18 protein-coding genes are annotated in these 17873 nt (G+C 66.2%); 8 read left to right on the top strand and 10 right to left on the bottom strand.

The window, feature by feature from the left end; genetic code table 11:
* Positions 1–52: 52 nt before the first annotated feature.
* Entirely contained in the window at positions 53–1108 is a 1056-nt protein-coding gene (locus ACZY0Q_RS08305) for an alpha/beta fold hydrolase (RefSeq protein ID WP_463915782.1), read from the bottom strand.
* A gap of 96 nt (positions 1109–1204) precedes the next feature.
* Positions 1205–1405: a hypothetical protein gene (locus ACZY0Q_RS08300; RefSeq protein WP_463915781.1), complete on the bottom strand. Its 201-nt coding sequence runs from the start codon at positions 1403–1405 to the stop codon at positions 1205–1207.
* A gap of 123 nt (positions 1406–1528) precedes the next feature.
* Here ACZY0Q_RS08300 and ACZY0Q_RS08295 point away from each other — a divergent pair, with 123 nt between their 5' ends.
* On the top strand, positions 1529–2347 hold the full coding sequence (locus ACZY0Q_RS08295; RefSeq protein ID WP_463915780.1) for a pyruvate, water dikinase regulatory protein: 819 nt from the start codon (positions 1529–1531) through the stop codon (positions 2345–2347).
* Positions 2348–2498: 151 nt separating this feature from the next.
* Positions 2499–4892 carry a phosphoenolpyruvate synthase gene (gene ppsA / locus ACZY0Q_RS08290; RefSeq protein WP_463915778.1) on the top strand — a complete coding sequence of 798 codons (2394 nt, stop codon included), beginning with the start codon at positions 2499–2501 and terminating at the stop codon, positions 4890–4892.
* A gap of 299 nt (positions 4893–5191) precedes the next feature.
* On the opposite strand, the gene ACZY0Q_RS08285 is transcribed toward ppsA, so the two are convergent.
* From ACZY0Q_RS08285 to ACZY0Q_RS08250, 8 genes are all read right to left on the bottom strand, one after another.
* Entirely contained in the window at positions 5192–5593 is a 402-nt protein-coding gene (locus ACZY0Q_RS08285) for a VOC family protein (protein WP_111906859.1), read from the bottom strand.
* Between the two features lie 22 nt (positions 5594–5615).
* Positions 5616–6041: a helix-turn-helix transcriptional regulator gene (locus ACZY0Q_RS08280; protein ID WP_463915777.1), complete on the bottom strand. Its 426-nt coding sequence runs from the start codon at positions 6039–6041 to the stop codon at positions 5616–5618.
* Positions 6042–6162: 121 nt separating this feature from the next.
* Positions 6163–7137, bottom strand: a complete 975-nt coding sequence (locus ACZY0Q_RS08275) for a hypothetical protein (protein WP_463915776.1) — start codon at positions 7135–7137, stop codon at positions 6163–6165.
* A gap of 186 nt (positions 7138–7323) precedes the next feature.
* The gene (locus tag ACZY0Q_RS08270; protein ID WP_463915775.1) at positions 7324–8517 is read right to left on the bottom strand and encodes a hypothetical protein; all 1194 of its coding nucleotides are present in this window, start codon (positions 8515–8517) and stop codon (positions 7324–7326) included.
* Positions 8511–9800, bottom strand: a complete 1290-nt coding sequence (locus ACZY0Q_RS08265; RefSeq protein WP_463915774.1) for a glucarate dehydratase family protein — start codon at positions 9798–9800, stop codon at positions 8511–8513. The genes ACZY0Q_RS08270 and ACZY0Q_RS08265 overlap by 7 nt, the downstream gene beginning before the upstream one ends.
* Positions 9801–9842: 42 nt before the next feature.
* Complete coding sequence (locus ACZY0Q_RS08260) at positions 9843–10754, bottom strand: carbohydrate ABC transporter permease (protein ID WP_463915772.1); 912 nt, start codon at positions 10752–10754, stop codon at positions 9843–9845.
* On the bottom strand, positions 10751–11701 hold the full coding sequence (locus ACZY0Q_RS08255; protein WP_463915770.1) for a carbohydrate ABC transporter permease: 951 nt from the start codon (positions 11699–11701) through the stop codon (positions 10751–10753). The genes ACZY0Q_RS08260 and ACZY0Q_RS08255 overlap by 4 nt, the downstream gene beginning before the upstream one ends.
* On the bottom strand, positions 11698–13029 hold the full coding sequence (locus tag ACZY0Q_RS08250; RefSeq protein ID WP_463915769.1) for an ABC transporter substrate-binding protein: 1332 nt from the start codon (positions 13027–13029) through the stop codon (positions 11698–11700). The genes ACZY0Q_RS08255 and ACZY0Q_RS08250 overlap by 4 nt, the downstream gene beginning before the upstream one ends.
* 100 nt (positions 13030–13129) lie before the next feature.
* Here ACZY0Q_RS08250 and ACZY0Q_RS08245 point away from each other — a divergent pair, with 100 nt between their 5' ends.
* The 6 genes from ACZY0Q_RS08245 (at position 13130) to paaD (ending at position 17864) form a co-directional block, all read left to right on the top strand.
* Positions 13130–13975, top strand: a complete 846-nt coding sequence (locus ACZY0Q_RS08245; protein ID WP_463915768.1) for an NAD-dependent epimerase/dehydratase family protein — start codon at positions 13130–13132, stop codon at positions 13973–13975.
* A 41-nt stretch (positions 13976–14016) separates the two neighbouring features.
* Positions 14017–14826 carry an IclR family transcriptional regulator gene (locus ACZY0Q_RS08240; RefSeq protein WP_463915766.1) on the top strand — a complete coding sequence of 270 codons (810 nt, stop codon included), beginning with the start codon at positions 14017–14019 and terminating at the stop codon, positions 14824–14826.
* 281 nt (positions 14827–15107) lie between these two features.
* Complete coding sequence (gene paaA, locus ACZY0Q_RS08235; protein WP_463915765.1) at positions 15108–16115, top strand: 1,2-phenylacetyl-CoA epoxidase subunit PaaA; 1008 nt, start codon at positions 15108–15110, stop codon at positions 16113–16115.
* On the top strand, positions 16112–16495 hold the full coding sequence (gene paaB, locus ACZY0Q_RS08230; protein WP_463915763.1) for a 1,2-phenylacetyl-CoA epoxidase subunit PaaB: 384 nt from the start codon (positions 16112–16114) through the stop codon (positions 16493–16495). Before paaA ends, paaB begins: the two co-directional genes overlap by 4 nt.
* A complete protein-coding gene (gene paaC / locus ACZY0Q_RS08225) occupies positions 16492–17334 on the top strand; it encodes a 1,2-phenylacetyl-CoA epoxidase subunit PaaC (protein WP_463915762.1) in 843 nt (280 codons plus the stop codon). Before paaB ends, paaC begins: the two co-directional genes overlap by 4 nt.
* The gene (gene paaD, locus ACZY0Q_RS08220; RefSeq protein WP_463915761.1) at positions 17331–17864 is read left to right on the top strand and encodes a 1,2-phenylacetyl-CoA epoxidase subunit PaaD; all 534 of its coding nucleotides are present in this window, start codon (positions 17331–17333) and stop codon (positions 17862–17864) included. The genes paaC and paaD overlap by 4 nt, the downstream gene beginning before the upstream one ends.
* Positions 17865–17873 lie beyond the last annotated feature (9 nt).

Here is a 17873-nt window from a genome sequence, read left to right as displayed (position 1 = left end):
TGCCCACAAGCGTTCCATCAGCGCGGTGCCACAGGGTTGAGCCCTTCGAAATTTACGGGGTGTTACCCAGGAACTCGTCAATCCTTTTCGCCATCTCCTGGGACTGGGTCCAGTGCAGGTAGTGCTGGCCGTCAAGGACCACCAGCTCATGGCGCGTGACGTTGAGCATCTGGCGTTCATGGAGACTCACCCACTCGGGCCGCTCGTCCAGGGTTTCCTGCGCCAGCAACATCAGCACCGGGATCTGGCTTGGGTAGCTGAGGCCTTCCAGTTTCAGGGCGTTCTCGCCCACCCGGTTGGTTTCGTCGGTCACGGCCGCGTTGCCGAAGTTCCAGCCGGTGAGCATGCGCATGTGAGCTATTTCGGCCGGCGTATAGCTGCTGCTGTCCGGGTCCGTCATGCCCAAGGCCGCCGCCCAGCGGACCAGGCCTGTGGTGGACGGCATGCGTTCCCAGAAATTGCCCGACGGCGGCGCATCAGCCGGTGCCGGAGAGCCCGGGGATGCCGGGGTTGCGGTCGGCACGGTAGCGTCGATGCCGATCACAGCGGACACTTCCGCGGGGTATTTGTTTGCGTAGTACAAGGTGGTGAAGCCCGCGATCGAGTGGCCCGCAAGAACATACGGGCCCGTAATGCCGAGTTTGGCGAGCACCTCGTGAAGTTCCTCCGAGATGTTCTCGATGGTCCGAGGCCTGGCGGTCATGTCGCTGTAGCCGTAGCCGAACCCCTCCACAACCACCGTCCGGTAGCCGTCCAATTCCCGGATCAGCGGCGCAAAGTCTAGGGCCGGGGCCGGCGTGCCAAGTCCGGTGAGCAGCACCAGGGTGGGGCCGGTTTCGCCGGTCCGGGAGACGTTGATGGTCCCCTGCTCGATCTGGATACGTTCGCCATAAGGGGTGGAGTTTGAGTGCTCAACTCCTTCGATGACCAGATTGGCCAGGGTGGAGGCCAGCGTCAGCCCCAGCACCGTCAGCGCCACCGCGGCGATGACCCGCAGTCCCCGCCTGCGCCGTTTACGGCGCGGGGGTGCCTGGCCCGGCCGTGCATCATCGGGCGCCGGATCATCCGGGACGGAACGGGTGCGGCGGAAGAAGCTGCGTAGCGGCATGGCCCACCTCCAAAGGTGCGAACCTGCGGCCCAACTCTCGCAGCTATTGTCTGTCCTGGTGGCCAGCCTTAGCCGGCCGGCCCACCAGGCACCACGTTAGTCCTGCACCCGGATGATCTCCAGAGCGTCCGGGTCCAGCAGCTTCCGCGTGCCGGTCCTGGCGTCGAGGATCCAGATCAGCTCCAGCGAACGCACGACGTCGGTCACCCGGCCTTTGTGGAACAGCTTGCCGTTGTGCCACGCCTCGATGTGGTCGCCGGGTTGGATTCTGGCGGTCTGTACCTGGTCAATCATCATGCTGTGCCCCCTGCTGGTTGTCCCCGTATGCCCAGCATGCCCCGCCCAGGTTGCGGGGGTGTTTCAGCCGGGTAAAAGCCCGGGGTTTCGACAAGCTCAACCACCGGATGGTGGAATGCCTTCATGACCAATCACCAGATTCGGCCTGTCTACTTCCTTTCGGACAGCACCGGCATCACCGCGGAAACGCTCGGCAACACTTTGTTGACGCAGTTCCCCGCCAACAACTTTGACCGCATCACGGTCCCGTTCATCACCACCGTTGAACAGGCCAGATCCGTGGTGGGCACCATCGACAAACTGGTTGCCACCGGCCCGCGGCCCATCGTTTTTTCCACGGCCGTCAGCGGTGACATCAGGCAGGCCATTGCAAAGTGCCAGGGGATCATCGTGGATCTCATCGGCACGCACGTGGGACAGCTGGAGCAGGCCCTCGGCTCGCAGGCCAGCGGTGAACCGGGCAGGGCGCACGGCCTGGGCAACGCGGAGCGGTATCAGTCGCGGATGGCCGCCGTGGAGTACGCCATGGAACACGACGACGGCCAGAGCCTGCGGGCGCTGGAAAAGGCGCAGGTCATCCTGGTGGCTCCGTCCCGTTGCGGAAAAACGCCCACCACCATGTACCTGGCGCTCCAGCACGGCATCTTCGCCGCGAACTTCCCGCTGGTGGACGAGGACTTCCAACGGGAAGGGCTGCCCAAGCCCCTGCGGCCCTTTGTTGAAAAATGTTTCGGGCTGTCCTCCAACCCCCTGCGGCTGAGCCAGATCCGCACCGAACGGCGCCGCGGCTCACCCTACGCATCGCTGCGGCAGTGCGGCTTCGAGCTGCGCAGCGCCGAGCAGCTGTACGTCTCCCACCGGATCCCATACCTGAATTCGGCCACCGTGTCCGTGGAGGAAATGGCCGCCACCATCCTGCAGCGCATGAACCTCAAGCATTAGAGAAAATTTTCACAATCCCTGTGTGGCGCACATCATGTTGGAAAGGTGCTCCGGACCTGTCACTGTAGACAGGATTCGCGCCCACCAACCGGCCACAGCCGCGCGCGGGGCGGCGCCCCCGCATGCCATCATCTGCAAAGGAGCAGCAACTATGACGACAGACATCCTGTGGTTCTCAGAACTCGGACTCAAGGACCTTGACCGGGTCGGCGGCAAGAACGCCTCCCTCGGGGAGATGGTGCAGAACCTGACCTCCGCCGGCGTGCAGGTCCCGGACGGTTTCGCGACAACGGCGGACGCCTACCGCACCTTCCTGGCAGATTCCGGCCTGGACCAGAAGATCGTGGACCGGCTGGTTGGCCTGGACACCGATGACGTGACGGCCCTCGCCGCTGCCGGCCAGGAAATCCGGACCCTGATCCGCGAGACGCCCTTCCTGCCGGACTTCGAGACGCAGATCAGGGATGCCTACCAGCAGCTGGTGGACAAGCATGCCGGCTCCGAAGACCTCTCCTGGGCCGTCCGTTCCAGCGCAACCGCGGAAGACCTCCCGGACGCCTCCTTCGCAGGGCAGCAGGAAACCTTCCTGAACGTCCGCGGCATTGAGAACATCCTGATCGCCATCAAGGATGTGTTCGCTTCCCTCTACAACGACCGCGCCATCGCCTACCGCGTGCACCACAACTTCGAACACGCTGAGGTGGCACTCTCCGCCGGCATCCAGCGGATGGTGCGCTCCGACGTCGGGGCCTCCGGCGTGATGTTCACCATGGACACCGAGTCCGGCTTCCAGGACGCCGTGTTCGTCACGTCCTCCTACGGCCTGGGCGAGGCCGTGGTCCAGGGTGCCGTGAACCCCGATGAGTTCTACGTGTACAAGCCCGCGCTGCAGGCCGGCCGCCCCGCCATCCTCAAGCGCGGACTGGGCGAAAAGGCCCTCCAGATGACCTACACGGACAGCCAGGAGATCGGCCGCACCATCGACTTCGTGCCGGTGGAGGCCAAGCTGCGGAACCGCTTCAGCCTTAGCGACGAAGACGTCGAGCAGCTCGCAAGGCACGCCGTCGCCATCGAGAATCATTACGGCCGCCCCATGGACATCGAATGGGGCAAAGACGGAACCGACGGCGGCCTGTACATCCTGCAGGCCCGCCCGGAGACCGTGCAGTCCCGCCGCGCCGCCGGCAGCCTGAGTCGCTTCCGCCTCAACGCGACCGGCCGGGTATTGGCCGAAGGCCGCGCCATCGGCCAGCGCATCGGTGCCGGCAGCGTCCGCATCCTCACCGCGATCGACCAGATGGCCGCCTTCAAGACCGGCGATGTCCTGGTCGCGGACATGACCGACCCGGACTGGGAACCGATCATGAAGCGGGCCTCCGCCATCGTCACCAACCGCGGCGGACGCACGTGCCACGCGGCCATCATCGCCCGCGAACTGGGGATTCCCGCCGTCGTCGGCACCGGAAGTGCCACGGATTCCCTCACCGACGGCCTCGAGGTGACCGTCTCCTGCGCCGACGGCGAGACCGGCACCATCTATGAAGGGCTCCTGGACTTCAGCGTCGAGGAAACCGCCATCACCGAGCTCCCCGAGGCCCCGGTCAAGGTCATGATGAACGTGGGCACCCCGGAGCAGGCGTTTACCTTCGCGCAGCTGCCCAACCACGGCGTGGGCCTGGCCCGGCTGGAATTTATCATCAACCGCCAGATCGGCATCCACCCCAAGGCGCTCCTGAACCTGGACAGCCAGCCGGCGGACGTGGCTGCGGAAATCCGGGAACGGATTGCCGCCTATGACAGCCCGCGCGACTACTACATCAAGCGCCTGGCCGAAGGGGTGTCCACCATCGCGGCGGCCTTCGCACCGGAGCCGGTCATTGTGCGTATGTCCGACTTCAAGTCCAACGAGTACGCCAACCTCATCGGCGGACCGGCCTACGAGCCGCACGAAGAGAACCCGATGCTCGGCTTCCGCGGCGCCTCACGGTACCTGGAGCCGTCCTTCCGTGACTGCTTCGACCTCGAGTGCGAGGCCCTGTCCTTTGTCCGCAACGAGATGGGCCTGACCAACGTCAAGCTGATGATCCCGTTCGTGCGGACCCTGGACGAGGCCCGCGGCGTCATCGAGCTGCTGGCGGAGAACGGCCTGGTCCGGGGCGAGAACGGCCTCGAGGTAATCATGATGTGCGAGATCCCGTCCAACGCGCTGCTTGCGGACGAGTTCCTGGACTACTTCGACGGCTTCTCCATCGGCTCCAACGACATGACCCAGCTGGCCCTGGGCCTGGACCGCGATTCCGCGATCGTCTCGGGCGGCTTCGATGAGCGCGATCCTGCCGTCAAGAAGCTCCTGAGCATGGCCATCAAGGCCTGCAAGGCGCGCGGCAAATACGTGGGCATCTGCGGCCAGGGTCCCAGCGACCACGCGGACTTCGCCGAGTGGCTGGTCGGGGAAGGCATCGATTCCGTCTCCCTGAACCCCGACACCGTGGTGGACACCTGGCTCCGGCTCGCCGGCGCCACGGCCGTCCCCGCCGCCAGCTGAACGCACGACGTCGGCACCCAGGTTGGGTGCCGACGTCGTACGTTAACGTCCGTGCTGGCGCTACGCAGACTCCGTTACGCTGCGCAAATTCCTTGTCGACGGCTAAATATCGGTAGCGCCAGGGAATCTGCGGGTCACGGTCGGCCCAATCCCACCTCACCAGGCGGGAGGGGCAGGTGCCGCTATGTGGAGAAGTCCTGGCGACGCGCTTGTTCGTTTCCGACGCTCACGTCCCAGGGCGCACCCGGTATATGGACTGCGCGGAGGAATATCCGCGTCGAAAACGAATCTGCGCGTCGTCAGCCCTGGTTGATGCGGATCATGTTGCCGGACGGGTCGCGGAAGGCGCAGTCGCGCGGGCCCCAGGGCTGGACGATGGGTTCCTGGAGGACCTCCGCGCCGGAGGCCCGGGCGGCTTCGAAGGCGGCGTCGAGATCGTCCGTGCTGAACACGAGCATGGGCATCACGCCCTTGGTGAGCAGCTCCTGGATGGCGTCCCCGTCGGCCTGGGAGCGGCCGGCGTGCGGGGGTGACAGGACAATCTCAAGGTCGGGCTGGGCGGCACTGCCCAGGGTGACCCAGCGCTGTCCGTCCGAGCCGACGTCGTTCCTTACTTCCAAGCCGAGGGCGTCGCGGTAGAAGGCGAGGGACTCATCGAGATCGTTGACGGTGACGTGTGCGTACTTCAATGAAATGTTCATGTCTCCCACGCTAGGGGAGCGGCTAGGAAGTAGCTTCTTCAATCCTGCTCGGTTTGCGCGCGGGCCGGGTGTGCTGCCGGGCGATGCAGGTGGGCATGGCTTTCACGGCGTGGTGTTCGCGGGCCCGGTAGGCGCTTGGCGTGATGCCGACGATCTCGGTGAACCGCGAGCTGAACGAACCCAGGGACGTGGAGCCCACCTCCATGCAGGCGTCGGTCACGCTGGCACCGGCGCGCAGCAGCGCCATAGCTCGTTCGATCCGCCGCGTCATGAGGTAGTTGTACGGCGTCTCACCGTAGGCGGCCTTGAACTGGCGGGAGAAGTGCGCCGCGGACATGAGCGCGCCGGCGGCCATGGTGGGGACGTCCAGCGGCCGGGCGTACTCGCGGTCGATCAGGTCACGGGCCCGGCGCAGATGTGCCAGGTTGGCCAGCTCCTGCGGTGTCATGAGGCAATTCTAGTAGCCGCCCCGGCGGTGGAGCACGTCGACTCTCGACCCGCATGTGCTCTGACGCGCACGAAATAAGGGCCGCGTCATGGAATACCGGTAGCGCCAGGGAATCTGCGGGTCACGGTCGGGTTTGCGCGTCGAGAACCGCAGAACGCGTACGACGGCGGGGCACGCCGGCCGCTGCGAGCTTGCGTTCCAGCTTCCCGGGCTCCATCAGATCGGCCCAATCCCACCTCACCACGTTGAACCCGGTGGCCCGGATTCGGTTCTCGCGCTTCTTTTCGTCCATCACGGCCTGCGACGCGGTCCGGCCCTTGAGGTACTCGGGTTTGAGGTACTTCTCCTCGCCATCGAATTCGCCCACAACCTTGGCCTGCTTCCAATAGAAGTCGGTGTAGCCCACCAGGCCGTCCCTGTCGTGGATGGCTTGCTGCAGGACCGGGGCGTCGAAGCCGGCCACGTGGATCAGGGCGCGGCTGTAGGACTCCCCGGCCGAACCGGACAACGGGTCCGCGAAAGCAACAGCGGTCGCTATCCTTCGCCCGGCGGCTGCCGAGTAGGTGGTGCCGAGGCCGGTCAGTAACTCGTTCTTGGCCAGGGCGCTCAGTCGCAGGGCGCGATCCGGTTTCAGCACGTGGTCCAGCGGCGCTACCGCCTCCGTGAACGGCGCAAACGCTGCCAGGTCCAGGACCGTGCGGATGCGGCCGGTGACGAGCAGGCCCTCCCGCTGGACCACTGTCAGACCCGCCGGCGCAGCAAAGTGGCGGCGGACTCCGGCACGTGACCGGCCGCCGTCGTTCTTCATGGTGAGCGCCTGGACCGGGTGGTGCAGGCCGATGGTGGGAATTCCCCACACGCTGGCGGCGGAGTGCCGGGCGAAGACCGTCGGTTTTTCGAACGTTTCCGCAGCTGCCTGGACGCGGAGGCGATATTGTTCCCATGGCTTCAGCCCCTTCCATGCCTGCCCGTCCGCGTAGACGCCGTGCCGGACGCGGACCAGGGAACCGGCCTTTACGTGCTTGGCGAGGTCATTCGGGGTCAGCCCGTGAAAGCCGCGGTCGCGGGCCAAGAGAAGCGATGGGAAGTCGGTCATGTAGCGAAGATGCCAGCTGCGCGCCCTCGGCGGGAGGGGTATGTGCCGCTATGTGGAGAAGTCCTGGCGACGCGCTTGTTCGTTTCCGACGCTCCCGTCCCAGGGCGCACCCGGTATATGGACTGCGTGGAGGAATATCCGAGTCGAATACGATTCTGCGCGTCGTCAGCCAGCCACGCCAGCCCGCTACGCCCGCAGGCTCTTGATGGCACCGGCAGCGGCGCCAAGGCGGCGGGTGGAGGCCAGGCCAAGGTGGTAAACGTGCAGTTCGCTGCTTCCGGCGTCCAGGAGCGTGTCCCATTCCTGGGCCAGGATGCGGGCCTCTGGCGACTTCGGCGGCAACGCCAGCACGTACGAGCCCACGCGCGTCCCGGGAGCAGCCGCCCGCATGGCCGCAACGGTGGCGGAACCCTGGGCGGGTTCCCCCCAGCACGGCACGACGGCGGTGGCGTCCGGCAACCGCGACCAGAACCGGCTGCGGCGGAGTGCTTCCGCGGCGACGAACGGCCCGGTTGACCAGGGATCCGCCGTAGCATGCAGCGAAATCCTCGGGTCGGCTCCGGACGCAGCCACGGCCGCGAGGCAATCATCGAGGAGTGCAGCGGTGGCGTCCCACCGGACCTCCAGCAGCGGCCGGAAGCCGGGGGCGTCGTCGGCCGTCGCGGGCGTGGCCTCCGGATCGTCCTGGTCCAGGGCAGCCTTCCGGACTTTTGCCTGCATCGCGTCTGCGTTCAGCCCACGCGCAGTGTAGGAGGCGTGGCAGGCCCCGCAGAAGCAGAGCGACATCAGCGCCTGCACCCAGGGCGAGTACTCGGCCCCTTCCGTCTTTTCGTGCTGGTTCTGGTGGCCGAAGCCCAAAGGCCCCACAGCCTCCAGGATGAGGCCGTCGGGCGTTCCCAGCGCCAGGACCTCGGCCACCAGCGTGGCGGCATAGGTGCGGACTGCTGGCTGTGACGGGCACAGGGCGTGGCGGTACACCTCGCCAAAAGCATTCCGGACGCAAAGATCAGGGTTCGTGCTGCCTGCCGCACTCGAGTGGGTCAGGACGGTCCAGGCATCCACTGGGAGGCCGGCGCCGCGGAGGACGGCTGCGGCTTCGGCGAAGGAGTTCTCTGTCCCGGTCCACTCTGCGGCATGCCGGGGCGCCAGTTCATGCCCGTCCCAGACGTCGCGGACCGGCAGGTACAGGGCCGCCTCCCGGGCGTCGAGAACCCGGCGGGCAGGATGCCGCGGCGTCCCGGCACGCACCGAATGGTATGCCGCAGCCAACGCCACCCGGTCAACCCCGGCCGCCTGCACCCAGGAGGCCGCGTCCGGGTCGCCCAGGACGTCCCACGGGTAGAGGTATCCCGTGACCAGCGGCGCCGGCCGGGTCACCATCGGGGGAGGTCCGCCGTGTACTCGGGGACGAACCGCTGCATGTAGCCGGTGTCGTCGCGGGCCGTCATTCTGGCGTCCAGGTACTGCTGGTGGAGTTCGGCCAGTTTCTCCCGGTCAAGTTCCACGCCCAGGCCCGTGCCGGAAGGGACGCGGACGCTGCCGTCCACAAAGCGCAGGGTGCCGGGCTTGATGACGTCGTTCTGCCCGTTCCACGGATAGTGGGTGTCGCAGGCGTAGGTCAGGGCCGGGGTGGCCGCGGCCACGTGGACCATGGCGGCCAGGCTGATGCCCAGGTGGGAGTTGGAGTGCATGGACAATCCTAGGCCGAAGGTCTGGCACAGGGTGCCCAGCTCCCGGGTGTGGCGCAGTCCGCCCCAGTAGTGGTGGTCGCCCAGGATGACCTGCACCGAGTCCAGTTCCACGCTGCGTTTGATGTGGTCGAAGGCCACTACGCACATGTTGGTGGCCAACGGCATGGCAGCGGTGGCCGACACTTCGCCCATGCCCTCGAGCCCCGGCGTGGGGTCTTCCAGGTACTCCAGCAGGCCTTCGGTTTCCCGGGCCACCCATTGCGACGTCTCCACAGTCCAGGCCGTGTTGGGGTCCAGCCGGAGCGGCATGTCCGGGAACGCTTCACGGAGCGCCTGGATGGCTTCGATTTCCTGGGCCGGCGGGAACACCCCGCCCTTGAGTTTGATGGACTTGAACCCGTATTCGGCAATCATCTTCTGCGCCTGCCGGACGATGCCCGCAGGATCCAGGGCCTCGCCCCATTCGTCGGTGATGGCCTGCTTGCCGTCGAGGGCGGGGTGCTCGGCCCATTTGTAGAACAGGTAGGCGCTGAAGGGGACCTCGTCCCGGACGGTGCCGCCGAGGAGTTCGCTCACGGTCCGGCCGGTGGCATGGCCCTGGATGTCCAGTGCGGCCACTTCGAAGGCGGAGAAGACGGCCGCCTTTTCGAAGGAGGACAGCGCCGGGTCCAGGGCCTCGTTGATGAGCTGTTCCATCATGGAGGTGTCAAAGACGCCCAGGCCCTTGATGACGGCGGCACCGACGGCCAGGTTGTCCAGCCGGCTCTGGCCGCCGGCGCATTCGCCCAGGCCCAGCAGGCCGTTGGCGGTCCGGACCTCGATGACCACGCGGTGGACCAGGGGTTCGTGTACCCCCACGGCGTTCAGCAGCGGCGGGTCGGAGAAGGCGATGGGGGTGATGGTGATGTCGGTGATTTTCAGGTCGGCCGCGGTGGGTGTGGCGGCGGACGCGTGGATGGTGCTGGTATGCATGGAACTTCTTTCGTGGGAAGGGCGGGACGGGCTGGGCCTGCCCTAGCCTTTGGTGGCGCCGGCGGTGATGCCGCGGATCATGGAGCGCTGCAGGAACAGGTACACCAGGAGGCTGGGGATCATGGCCATGACCGCGCCGGCCAGCAGGACGCCCGGGCCCACGGTGGTGTCATTGCGGAGGACGGAGAGCGCAACGGTCAGCGTGTAGTCGCTGGGGTCGTTGGCGGCGATGAGGGGCAGGAGGTACTGGTCCCAGACCATCATGAAGCCGAAGATCCCGATCACTCCGAGGGCAGGCTTGCAGAGCGGCAGGATGATGGTGAACAGCATCCGGAACTCGCCCACGCCGTCCAGCCGTGCGGCTTCCTCGATCTCGGCGGGGATCTCCTTCATGAATTCGCTCATGATGAAGATGGAGAAACCCCAGATGCCCACCGGCAGGATGACGGCCAGGACGCTTCCGCGCAGGCTGATTCCGAGCAGCGGGAGATCGCCCAGCACCAGCGAGAGCGGGATGGCGATCACTTCCTCCGGCAGCATCATGGTCATCAGGACCAGCAGCATGGCAATGGCCTGGCCGCGGAATTTCTTCCTGCTGAGGCTGTAGGCAGCGAAGACGGACACCGTCATCTGCAGCAGGAGACCGCCGCCGGCAACAACCAGTGAGTTCAGCAGGTAGCCCCAGAGGCCCTGCTGCTGGGCAGCCTCGAAGTTCTGCAGGGTGAAGGTTTTCGGCAGCAGCGAGATGTCGGTGGGGCTGGAGTTCCGGTCAAAGGCCCCGGAAATGATGGCCATGAACGGCAGTGCAAAGATGCAGAACACCAGGATGCAGAGGATGATCCGCAGGGCCATGTTGGTGCCGAACCGGGGGGACCAGCCCAGGGCGGAATCGAAGCGTGAGGAGGCCGAGGGCTGGGATTTCCGCGCGGCGGCGCGGGTGGTGGACTGGCTCATCGTTCTGCCTTCCTTCGGGCCAGGAACTGGGTGCCAACGGTCAGCAGGAGCGTGACCACCAGCAGGAGGACCGCTGCGGCCGAGGCCACACCGATGTCATTGCGTTGGAAACCCAGCGAGTACATGCGGGTCATCCAGACTTCGGTTGAGCCGGCGGGGCCGCCGCCGGTGAGCACGTACACCTCGGTGAAGCTGCGGAGGCTGCGGATGGCGGCCAGGGTCAGCACAATCACGATCGAGGGCCGCAGCGCCGGCAGGGTGATGTAGCGCAGCCGCTGCCAGACGGTGGCTCCGTCCACACCTGCGGATTCGTAAAGCGTGCGGTCCACGCCGGTCAGGCCGGCCAGGATGATCACCATGTTGTAGGGCGCACCGCTCCAGATGCCGACGACGGCGATGGACCAGAGTGCGGTATCGGTTCCGTTCAGGAACTGGAGGGGTTCCAGGCCCACCCAGCCGAGGATGGTGTTCAGCGGCCCGTCCGCGGTGGGGAAGTACAGGATGCGCCAGATTTCACCGACGACGGCGAGCGCCGTCACCACGGGCAGGAAGATCGCGGTCCGCAGGACCCAGAGGGACCGTGCCTGGCCCTCCAGGAGGAGGGCCAGGACGAATCCCACCACCAGGGCGCCGAGGGTCTGGGTCACGCCCAGGACCACGGTGTGGCCCAGGGCGTCCATGAAGCGGGGGTCCTTGAGGACATTGATGTAGTTGTCGAAGCCGACGAAGACGTCCCCGAGGAACGGCTGGACCTTGAAGAGGCTCAGCCGGATGCCCTCCACCATGGGGATGAACTTGAAGTACAGGCCCAGTACGGCAGCGGGCACCATGAATAGCCAGATGGCCAGGATTTGCTTCCCGTTGACCCGCTTCCTGCGTGAAGGCGCCGTCTTGGCGCCCTTGGCTGGAACCAGCGGGTCCGCTGGTTTGGTTGGCGTGACGGTCATGACTTGGCGTTCTGGCTCGTCAGCTCGTCGTTGATGGCCGTATCAAGCGCCTTGAGGCCCGAACCCACATTGTCGGCTCCGCAGTCGGACACGATCTTGTTCAGTGCTTCCGCAGCCGCCTGCTTGACGGGGACAAAGTTGATCGCGGAGGGGAAGGCCTTGGAGGAGTCCTTCAGGGCATCCTGGACCACGCCCCAGCGGGGATCGTTGTAGACGGTGGCGGCATCGACGTCGGCGTTGACCGGTACGCGGACAATGGGCTGCTTGCCGGCTGTCATGCCTGCCTTCTGGCCGTCGGCGGAGACCAGGTAGTCGATGACCTGCTTCGTCTTGTCCGGCTTTCCGTTGCTGGCGGTGACGTAGATGTTCTCGCCTTCTGCCAGGACCGTGTTGTCAGCGGAGCCCTTGGGCGCTTCGATGACCTCGTACTTGTCCTTGCCGAGGTTGGTGTCGAACGAGGCGAAGTTGTACGGGCCGGTGAGGATGATGCCGGTCTTGCCGGTCTGGAAGAACGGGGTGGCGACGCTCGTGGCGGCGGTCAGCGCGCCAGGCTGGGTGTTGCCCGGGGTGCAGAACTGCTGCTTGATCCAGGTGACGCCCTTCTCGGTCTCGGCGCTCGCGGCGGAAGCGGAGAATTTTCCGTCGCCTTCGTCCTTGAGGTAGGACCCGCCGTCCTGCCAGATGTAGGAGGAGGCCCACCAGCCCAGGTAGCCGCGTTCGGTGGAGCCGGGGACCGTCATGCCGTAGGTGTCGGCCTGGCCGTTGCCGTCAGGGTCCTGGGTGGCGAAGGCCTGGGCCAGGGTGGCCAGGTCCTCCTGGGTCTTGGGGACCGGGAGGCCCAGCTTTTCGCGCCAGTCCTTGCGGATGAGGGTCACCATGGTCTGCCGGGAGAACGGAACGCCGTAGGTGGCGCCGTCCAGGCCCTTGGCCTCATCCCAGAGGGAGCTGGCAATCTTGTCGTTGCCCGTGACCGTGGACTTGTCCAGCTTCTGCAGGTAGCCCTGGGCGGTGTAGTTGCCCAGTGCGGCAGAATCGTTGATCACGATGTCCGGCAGGTCCTTCGATGCGGCGCGGGTCTGGAGCTGCTGATCGAGGTCCGGGACGCCCTGGAAGTTGACCTGCACGCCGGTCTTCGCGGTGAACTCCTTGAACATGGCAGCGTAAGTGGTGGCGGCGTCGGTGCCTGCGCGTGCCCAGACTTCAATGGGCTGGCCGTCATCGGTTGCCGCCGGCGCGGAGGAACCAGAGCTGCAGCCGGTGAGGACGGCGGCGGAGGCGACGGTAAACGCCAAGGCAACGCGGGAACGGGACTTAAACTTCGAATCCACTCTGATTCTCCTTTTTACATATGTAAATCACTGTTATCATGTGAAACGTACTTCATGAGAGTATGATCAAGCTCACAGACTGTCAACCGTCGGAGGAATCTTGTCTGCAGTCCCGAACCCCCAGACCATCGCCCTGACCGGCGGTGCCGGCATGATGGCCACACTGCTGCGGCCGTACCTCGCCGACGCCGGTCATACGGTGCGGCTGCTGGACCTGGCGGAAGCCGCCCACCCCCGCCCCACCGAGTCCGTCCACGTGGGATCCGTGGCCGATCCGGAGTTCATGACGGGCGCACTCGAGGGGGCCGCCGCCGTGATCCACCTGGGCGGCCTGCACCGCGAGAAGACCTGGGCCGAGCTGGTGGCCACCAACATCACCGGCACCCAGGTGACGCTGGAAGCGGCGCGCGTCAACGGCGTCGGGCGCGTCCTTCTGGCCAGCTCAACGCATGCCGTGGGCTTCCACCCGACGGAAGCGGCGGCGCAGGACTCGGTGCTTATTCCGCGGCCGGACACCTACTACGGCGTCAGCAAGGCCGCGGTGGAGGCGCTGGGCAGCCTCTATGCCGACAAATTCGGAATGAAAGTGGTCAGCGCCCGGATCGGCACCGGCGGCGATCGGCCCGCAAACGTGAGGACGCTGGGTTCCTGGCTGTCTCCGGCGGATTCCTACCGCCTGGTGGAAGCCACCCTGAGCGATGCGGGGGCCCCGGGGCATCACGTGGTGTGGGCCGTCTCCGCCAATACCCGCGGGTGGGCAAACCTGGAGGCAGGCCGTCGGATCGGATTCGAGCCCCTGGATGACGCAGAGGCATTTGCCGCCGATATAGATGCCGATGTGGATGCCGCGGCACAGGACAGCTGGGCGGGCCTGCTGGGCGGCTTCTGGGCGAGTGAGGGCCATAAGGTAGGGATGGACAACTACCCGGAACTGGCGAGCAAATGAAAGTGGCGCAAGCCAAGGTTGTGGCACAAGGGGGAGCAAAGATGACACCGCTGGAAGCGCAGCCGGGCGCCGCTGAGGGTGCTGCCGGGGACGTAAAACTGGTCAAGTCGGCAGAACGCACCATCGCCATCCTGGAGCTGCTGGCCGCCGCCCCCAAGCCACTCACCACAGCCGAAGTCTTCAAGCTGACCGGATATCCGCGGTCCAGCCTGCACTGGCTGCTGCTCACGCTGCTGGAGCTCAACTGGATTGAACAGACCGCTGAGGGCGGCTACCGGATCGGAGCCCACGCGCTGCTGTGCGGCACGGCCTACCTGGACCGTGACCCGGTCATGGAGCACGTCTCGGCCGTCCTGGAAAAGGTCCGGAACGCCACCACTTTCACCACCCACTACGCCCGGCTGGACCGCTCGGACGTCATCTACCTGGCCACGCGCCAGGCTGTTGACCGCAGGCGGCTGTCGTCCCGCGTGGGCCGCAAGCTCCCCGCCCAGGTCACGGCGCTGGGCAAGGCGATTCTCTCGGAGTACACCGACGCCGAGGTCCGGCAACGGATCGGCGAAGGGCCGTATCCGGAGCTGACCCCGAATACGGTGCGGGACTTCCCCTCGCTGCAGCATGAACTCGCCGGCTTCCGCCGGACAGGCCATGCGCTGGAACGGGAGCAGAACACCGTAGGGCTGTGCTGTGTGAGTGTGGTGGTTCCCTACCGGATCCCCGGCACGGATGCCATCAGCTGCTCCATCCCCACGGAACTGGCCACCGAGGAAGTCCTCGCCAGCACCGTGGCCACCCTGGAGTCCGCCGCCGCCGAGCTGGCCAGGACCCTCCGGGTGGCCGGGATCCGCTAGGCAGGTACCGTGACGCCACTCTTGACGCGCACCTCGATTCCCGACCCGCATGTGCTCTGACGCGCACGAAATATGGGCCGCGTCCGGAAGCATCCGAGTCGACAACGAAAGTGCGCGTCGCCGCAGGATGTGAGAGAGCGTCCGTGGGTGGGGCCGAGACTCGGGTTTCGACAGGCTCGACCACCAGCCCGCTCCTTGACGCCCTCGCGCCCCTCCGCATATCCTGAACGAACGGTCGGTAAATAAATCGGACCAATCCAGGCAGGTGCATAGGAGCAACCATGGAAGCCAACGCCCCGCATATCGCGGACCGCCAAGCCGCGGACAGCCAGGCCAAGGACCGCCAAGACGCGGACGGCCAGGCCAACTTCGACCGGGTCATCAAAGACGACTCCCGCATTGAACCAAAAGACTGGATGCCGGACGCCTACCGCAAGACCCTGCTGCGCCAGATTTCCCAGCACGCCCACTCGGAAATCATCGGGATGCAGCCGGAAGCCAACTGGATCTCCAGGGCCCCGAGCCTGAAGCGCAAGGCCATCCTCATGGCCAAGGTCCAGGACGAGGCCGGCCACGGGCTCTACCTGTACTCCGCCGCGGAGACGCTTGGTCAAACACGAGACAAGATGATGGCCGATCTCATCGCCGGCAAGGCCCGCTACTCCTCCATCTTCAACTACCCGGCCCGCACCTGGGCGGACATGGGTGCCATCGGCTGGCTGGTGGACGGCGCCGCCATCTGCAACCAGGTGCCGCTGTGCCGCGCCTCCTACGGCCCGTACGGCCGCGCCATGGTGCGCGTCTGCAAGGAAGAATCGTTCCACCAGCGCCAGGGCTTCGAGATCCTGCTGGAACTCGCCCACGGCACCCCGGAGCAGAAGCAGATGGCGCAGGACGCCGTAAACCGCTGGTACGCGCCGGCGCTGATGATGTTCGGCCCGCCGGACGACGATTCGCCCAACTCCCGCCAGTCCATGGCCTGGAACATCAAGCGCTTCAGCAACGATGAACTCCGCAGCCGCTTCGTGGGCATGATGGTGGAGCAGGTCCGCGTGCTGGGCCTCACCCTCCCGGACAGCGAAGTCCGCTTCAACGAGGACACCAAGAAGTGGGAGCACGGCCCGCTGGACTGGGACGAGTTCAAGGAAGTCCTGGCCGGCCGCGGCCCCTGCAACGCCCAGCGCCTTGAGCGCCGGAGGGAAGCGCACGACGACGGCGCCTGGGTCCGCGAAGCAGCCGCCGCTTATGCAGCAAAACAGTCAATGAAGACGAAGGAATACGCAGCATGACGCCCCATGGCAACCCGGAAGTTCCGGCCAGCGCGGCCGCCGAAATCAACCGCGAGGCAGCCAAGGTGAGCCCAGTGGTGACGACCCTCGTCGCCGACCGCAACGCTTGGGGCCTGTGGGAGGTCTTTGTCCGGTCCAGCCGCGGCCTGAGCCACGTCCACGCCGGGTCCTTGCATGCGCCAGATGCCGCCATGGCCCTGCGCAACGCCCGCGACCTTTACACGCGCCGCAACGAGGGTGTGTCCATCTGGGTGGTTCCGGCCGACGCCATTGCCGCCAGCGATCCGGACTCCAAGGGTTCGTTCTTTGAGTCCCCGCAGGGCAAGGACTACCGGCACGCCACGTATTACACCAAGAGCGAGGGAGTGAAGCACCTGTGAGCGAATCCAACGCATCGGCCACCCGCATCACCCCAGGCAACGCGCTCCGACCGGAGGACATCGCCCTGGAGGTCCGCACCGGCCTGGCCAAGCCCACCGAGGACGTGGCCGAGTACGCGCTGCGCCTTGGCGACGACGGCCTGATCCTCGCCCAGCGCCTGGGCCACTGGATCTCCCGCGGCCCCGAGCTGGAGGAGGACGTGGCCCTGGGCAACATCGCCCTGGACCAGCTGGGCCACGCAAGAAGCTTCCTGACCTACGCGGGCGGTGCTTGGGACAAGTCCGAGGACGAGCTGGCGTACTTCAGGCGGGAGCACGAGTTCCGGTCGGCAGCCATCTTTGAGCAGCCCAACGGCGATTTCGCGGCTACGATCGCCCGGCAGTTCGTGGTGAGCTACTACCAGTTCGAGCTCTACCGCAGGCTCACGCAATCCACGGATGCCACGCTCGCTGCCATCGCCGCCAAGGCCGTGAAGGAAGTGGACTACCACCGGGACCACAGTGCCCAGTGGATCCTCCGCCTGGCCGGCGGCACGGACGAATCCCGCACGCGGATGATCCAGGGCCTGAAGCAGATGTGGCCATACGTCGCCGAGCTCTTCGAGGACGACGAGCTGACCACGCGCCTCGCAGCGTCGGGCGCCGCCGTCGAGCCTTCCAGCCTGCGCGCGGACTTTGACCGCCTGACCGGTGAGATCTTCGCCGAAGCGGAGCTGGAGGTGCCGGAGGTTCCGGCTGCCCCGGGCGGCGGGCGGCAGGGCCGGCACTCCGAGCACCTGGGCTACCTCCTCGCGGAGATGCAGGTGCTGGCGCGCGAGTACCCCGGAGCAAGCTGGTGACCGCCGTGGCCACCGCTGCGCCCGGGCAGACCCAGGAGCAGACAAAAGAGCAGCAGCAGGCGTGGGACATCGCCGCCACGGTCTGCGACCCGGAGATCCCCGTGCTCACCATCGCAGACCTCGGCATCCTCCGCGATGTAAAAATCACGGACCACCAAGTCCGGGTCACCATCACGCCCACGTACTCGGGCTGCCCGGCCATGGATGCCATCCGCGATGACCTGAAAGCAGCTTTCGCCCAGGAAGGCTTCACAGCGGAGGTGGACCTGGTGCTCGCCCCGGCCTGGACCACGGACTGGATGACGGCCGCCGGAAAACAGAAGCTCAAGGAGTACGGCATCGCGCCGCCGTCGGGCCTGGCAGCAGCCGGCGGCCACCACGGACCCATCAGGCTCAAACTGGTCGTCAAGTGCCCGCAGTGCTCCAGCCTGAATACCAAGGAGCTCACCCGGTTCGGCTCCACGTCCTGCAAGGCGCTGTACGTCTGCAAGGACTGCCTGGAACCGTTCGACTACTTCAAAGTCCTGTAAGGAAGCCCC

This window comes from Pseudarthrobacter lactosi (assembly GCF_055412785.1).
This window is presented reverse-complemented; position numbering and strand designations above follow the sequence as displayed.

Bases quoted from the DNA above. Each gene is read 5' to 3' on its own strand.
- paaA (WP_463915765.1), top strand. From the start codon at position 15,108: ATGGAAGCCAACGCCCCGCATATCGCGGACCGCCAAGCCGCGGACAGC.
- ACZY0Q_RS08270 (WP_463915775.1), bottom strand. From the start codon at position 8,517: ATGGTGACCCGGCCGGCGCCGCTGGTCACGGGATACCTCTACCCGTGG.
- ppsA (WP_463915778.1), top strand. From the start codon at position 2,499: ATGACGACAGACATCCTGTGGTTCTCAGAACTCGGACTCAAGGACCTT.
- ACZY0Q_RS08240 (WP_463915766.1), top strand. From the start codon at position 14,017: ATGACACCGCTGGAAGCGCAGCCGGGCGCCGCTGAGGGTGCTGCCGGG.
- ACZY0Q_RS08275 (WP_463915776.1), bottom strand. From the start codon at position 7,137: ATGACCGACTTCCCATCGCTTCTCTTGGCCCGCGACCGCGGCTTTCAC.
- ACZY0Q_RS08260 (WP_463915772.1), bottom strand. From the start codon at position 10,754: ATGAGCCAGTCCACCACCCGCGCCGCCGCGCGGAAATCCCAGCCCTCG.
- ACZY0Q_RS08295 (WP_463915780.1), top strand. From the start codon at position 1,529: ATGACCAATCACCAGATTCGGCCTGTCTACTTCCTTTCGGACAGCACC.
- ACZY0Q_RS08255 (WP_463915770.1), bottom strand. From the start codon at position 11,701: ATGACCGTCACGCCAACCAAACCAGCGGACCCGCTGGTTCCAGCCAAG.
- ACZY0Q_RS08300 (WP_463915781.1), bottom strand. From the start codon at position 1,405: ATGATGATTGACCAGGTACAGACCGCCAGAATCCAACCCGGCGACCAC.
- paaB (WP_463915763.1), top strand. From the start codon at position 16,112: ATGACGCCCCATGGCAACCCGGAAGTTCCGGCCAGCGCGGCCGCCGAA.
- ACZY0Q_RS08285 (WP_111906859.1), bottom strand. From the start codon at position 5,593: ATGAACATTTCATTGAAGTACGCACACGTCACCGTCAACGATCTCGAT.
- ACZY0Q_RS08280 (WP_463915777.1), bottom strand. From the start codon at position 6,041: ATGACACCGCAGGAGCTGGCCAACCTGGCACATCTGCGCCGGGCCCGT.
- ACZY0Q_RS08305 (WP_463915782.1), bottom strand. From the start codon at position 1,108: ATGCCGCTACGCAGCTTCTTCCGCCGCACCCGTTCCGTCCCGGATGAT.
- ACZY0Q_RS08265 (WP_463915774.1), bottom strand. From the start codon at position 9,800: ATGCATACCAGCACCATCCACGCGTCCGCCGCCACACCCACCGCGGCC.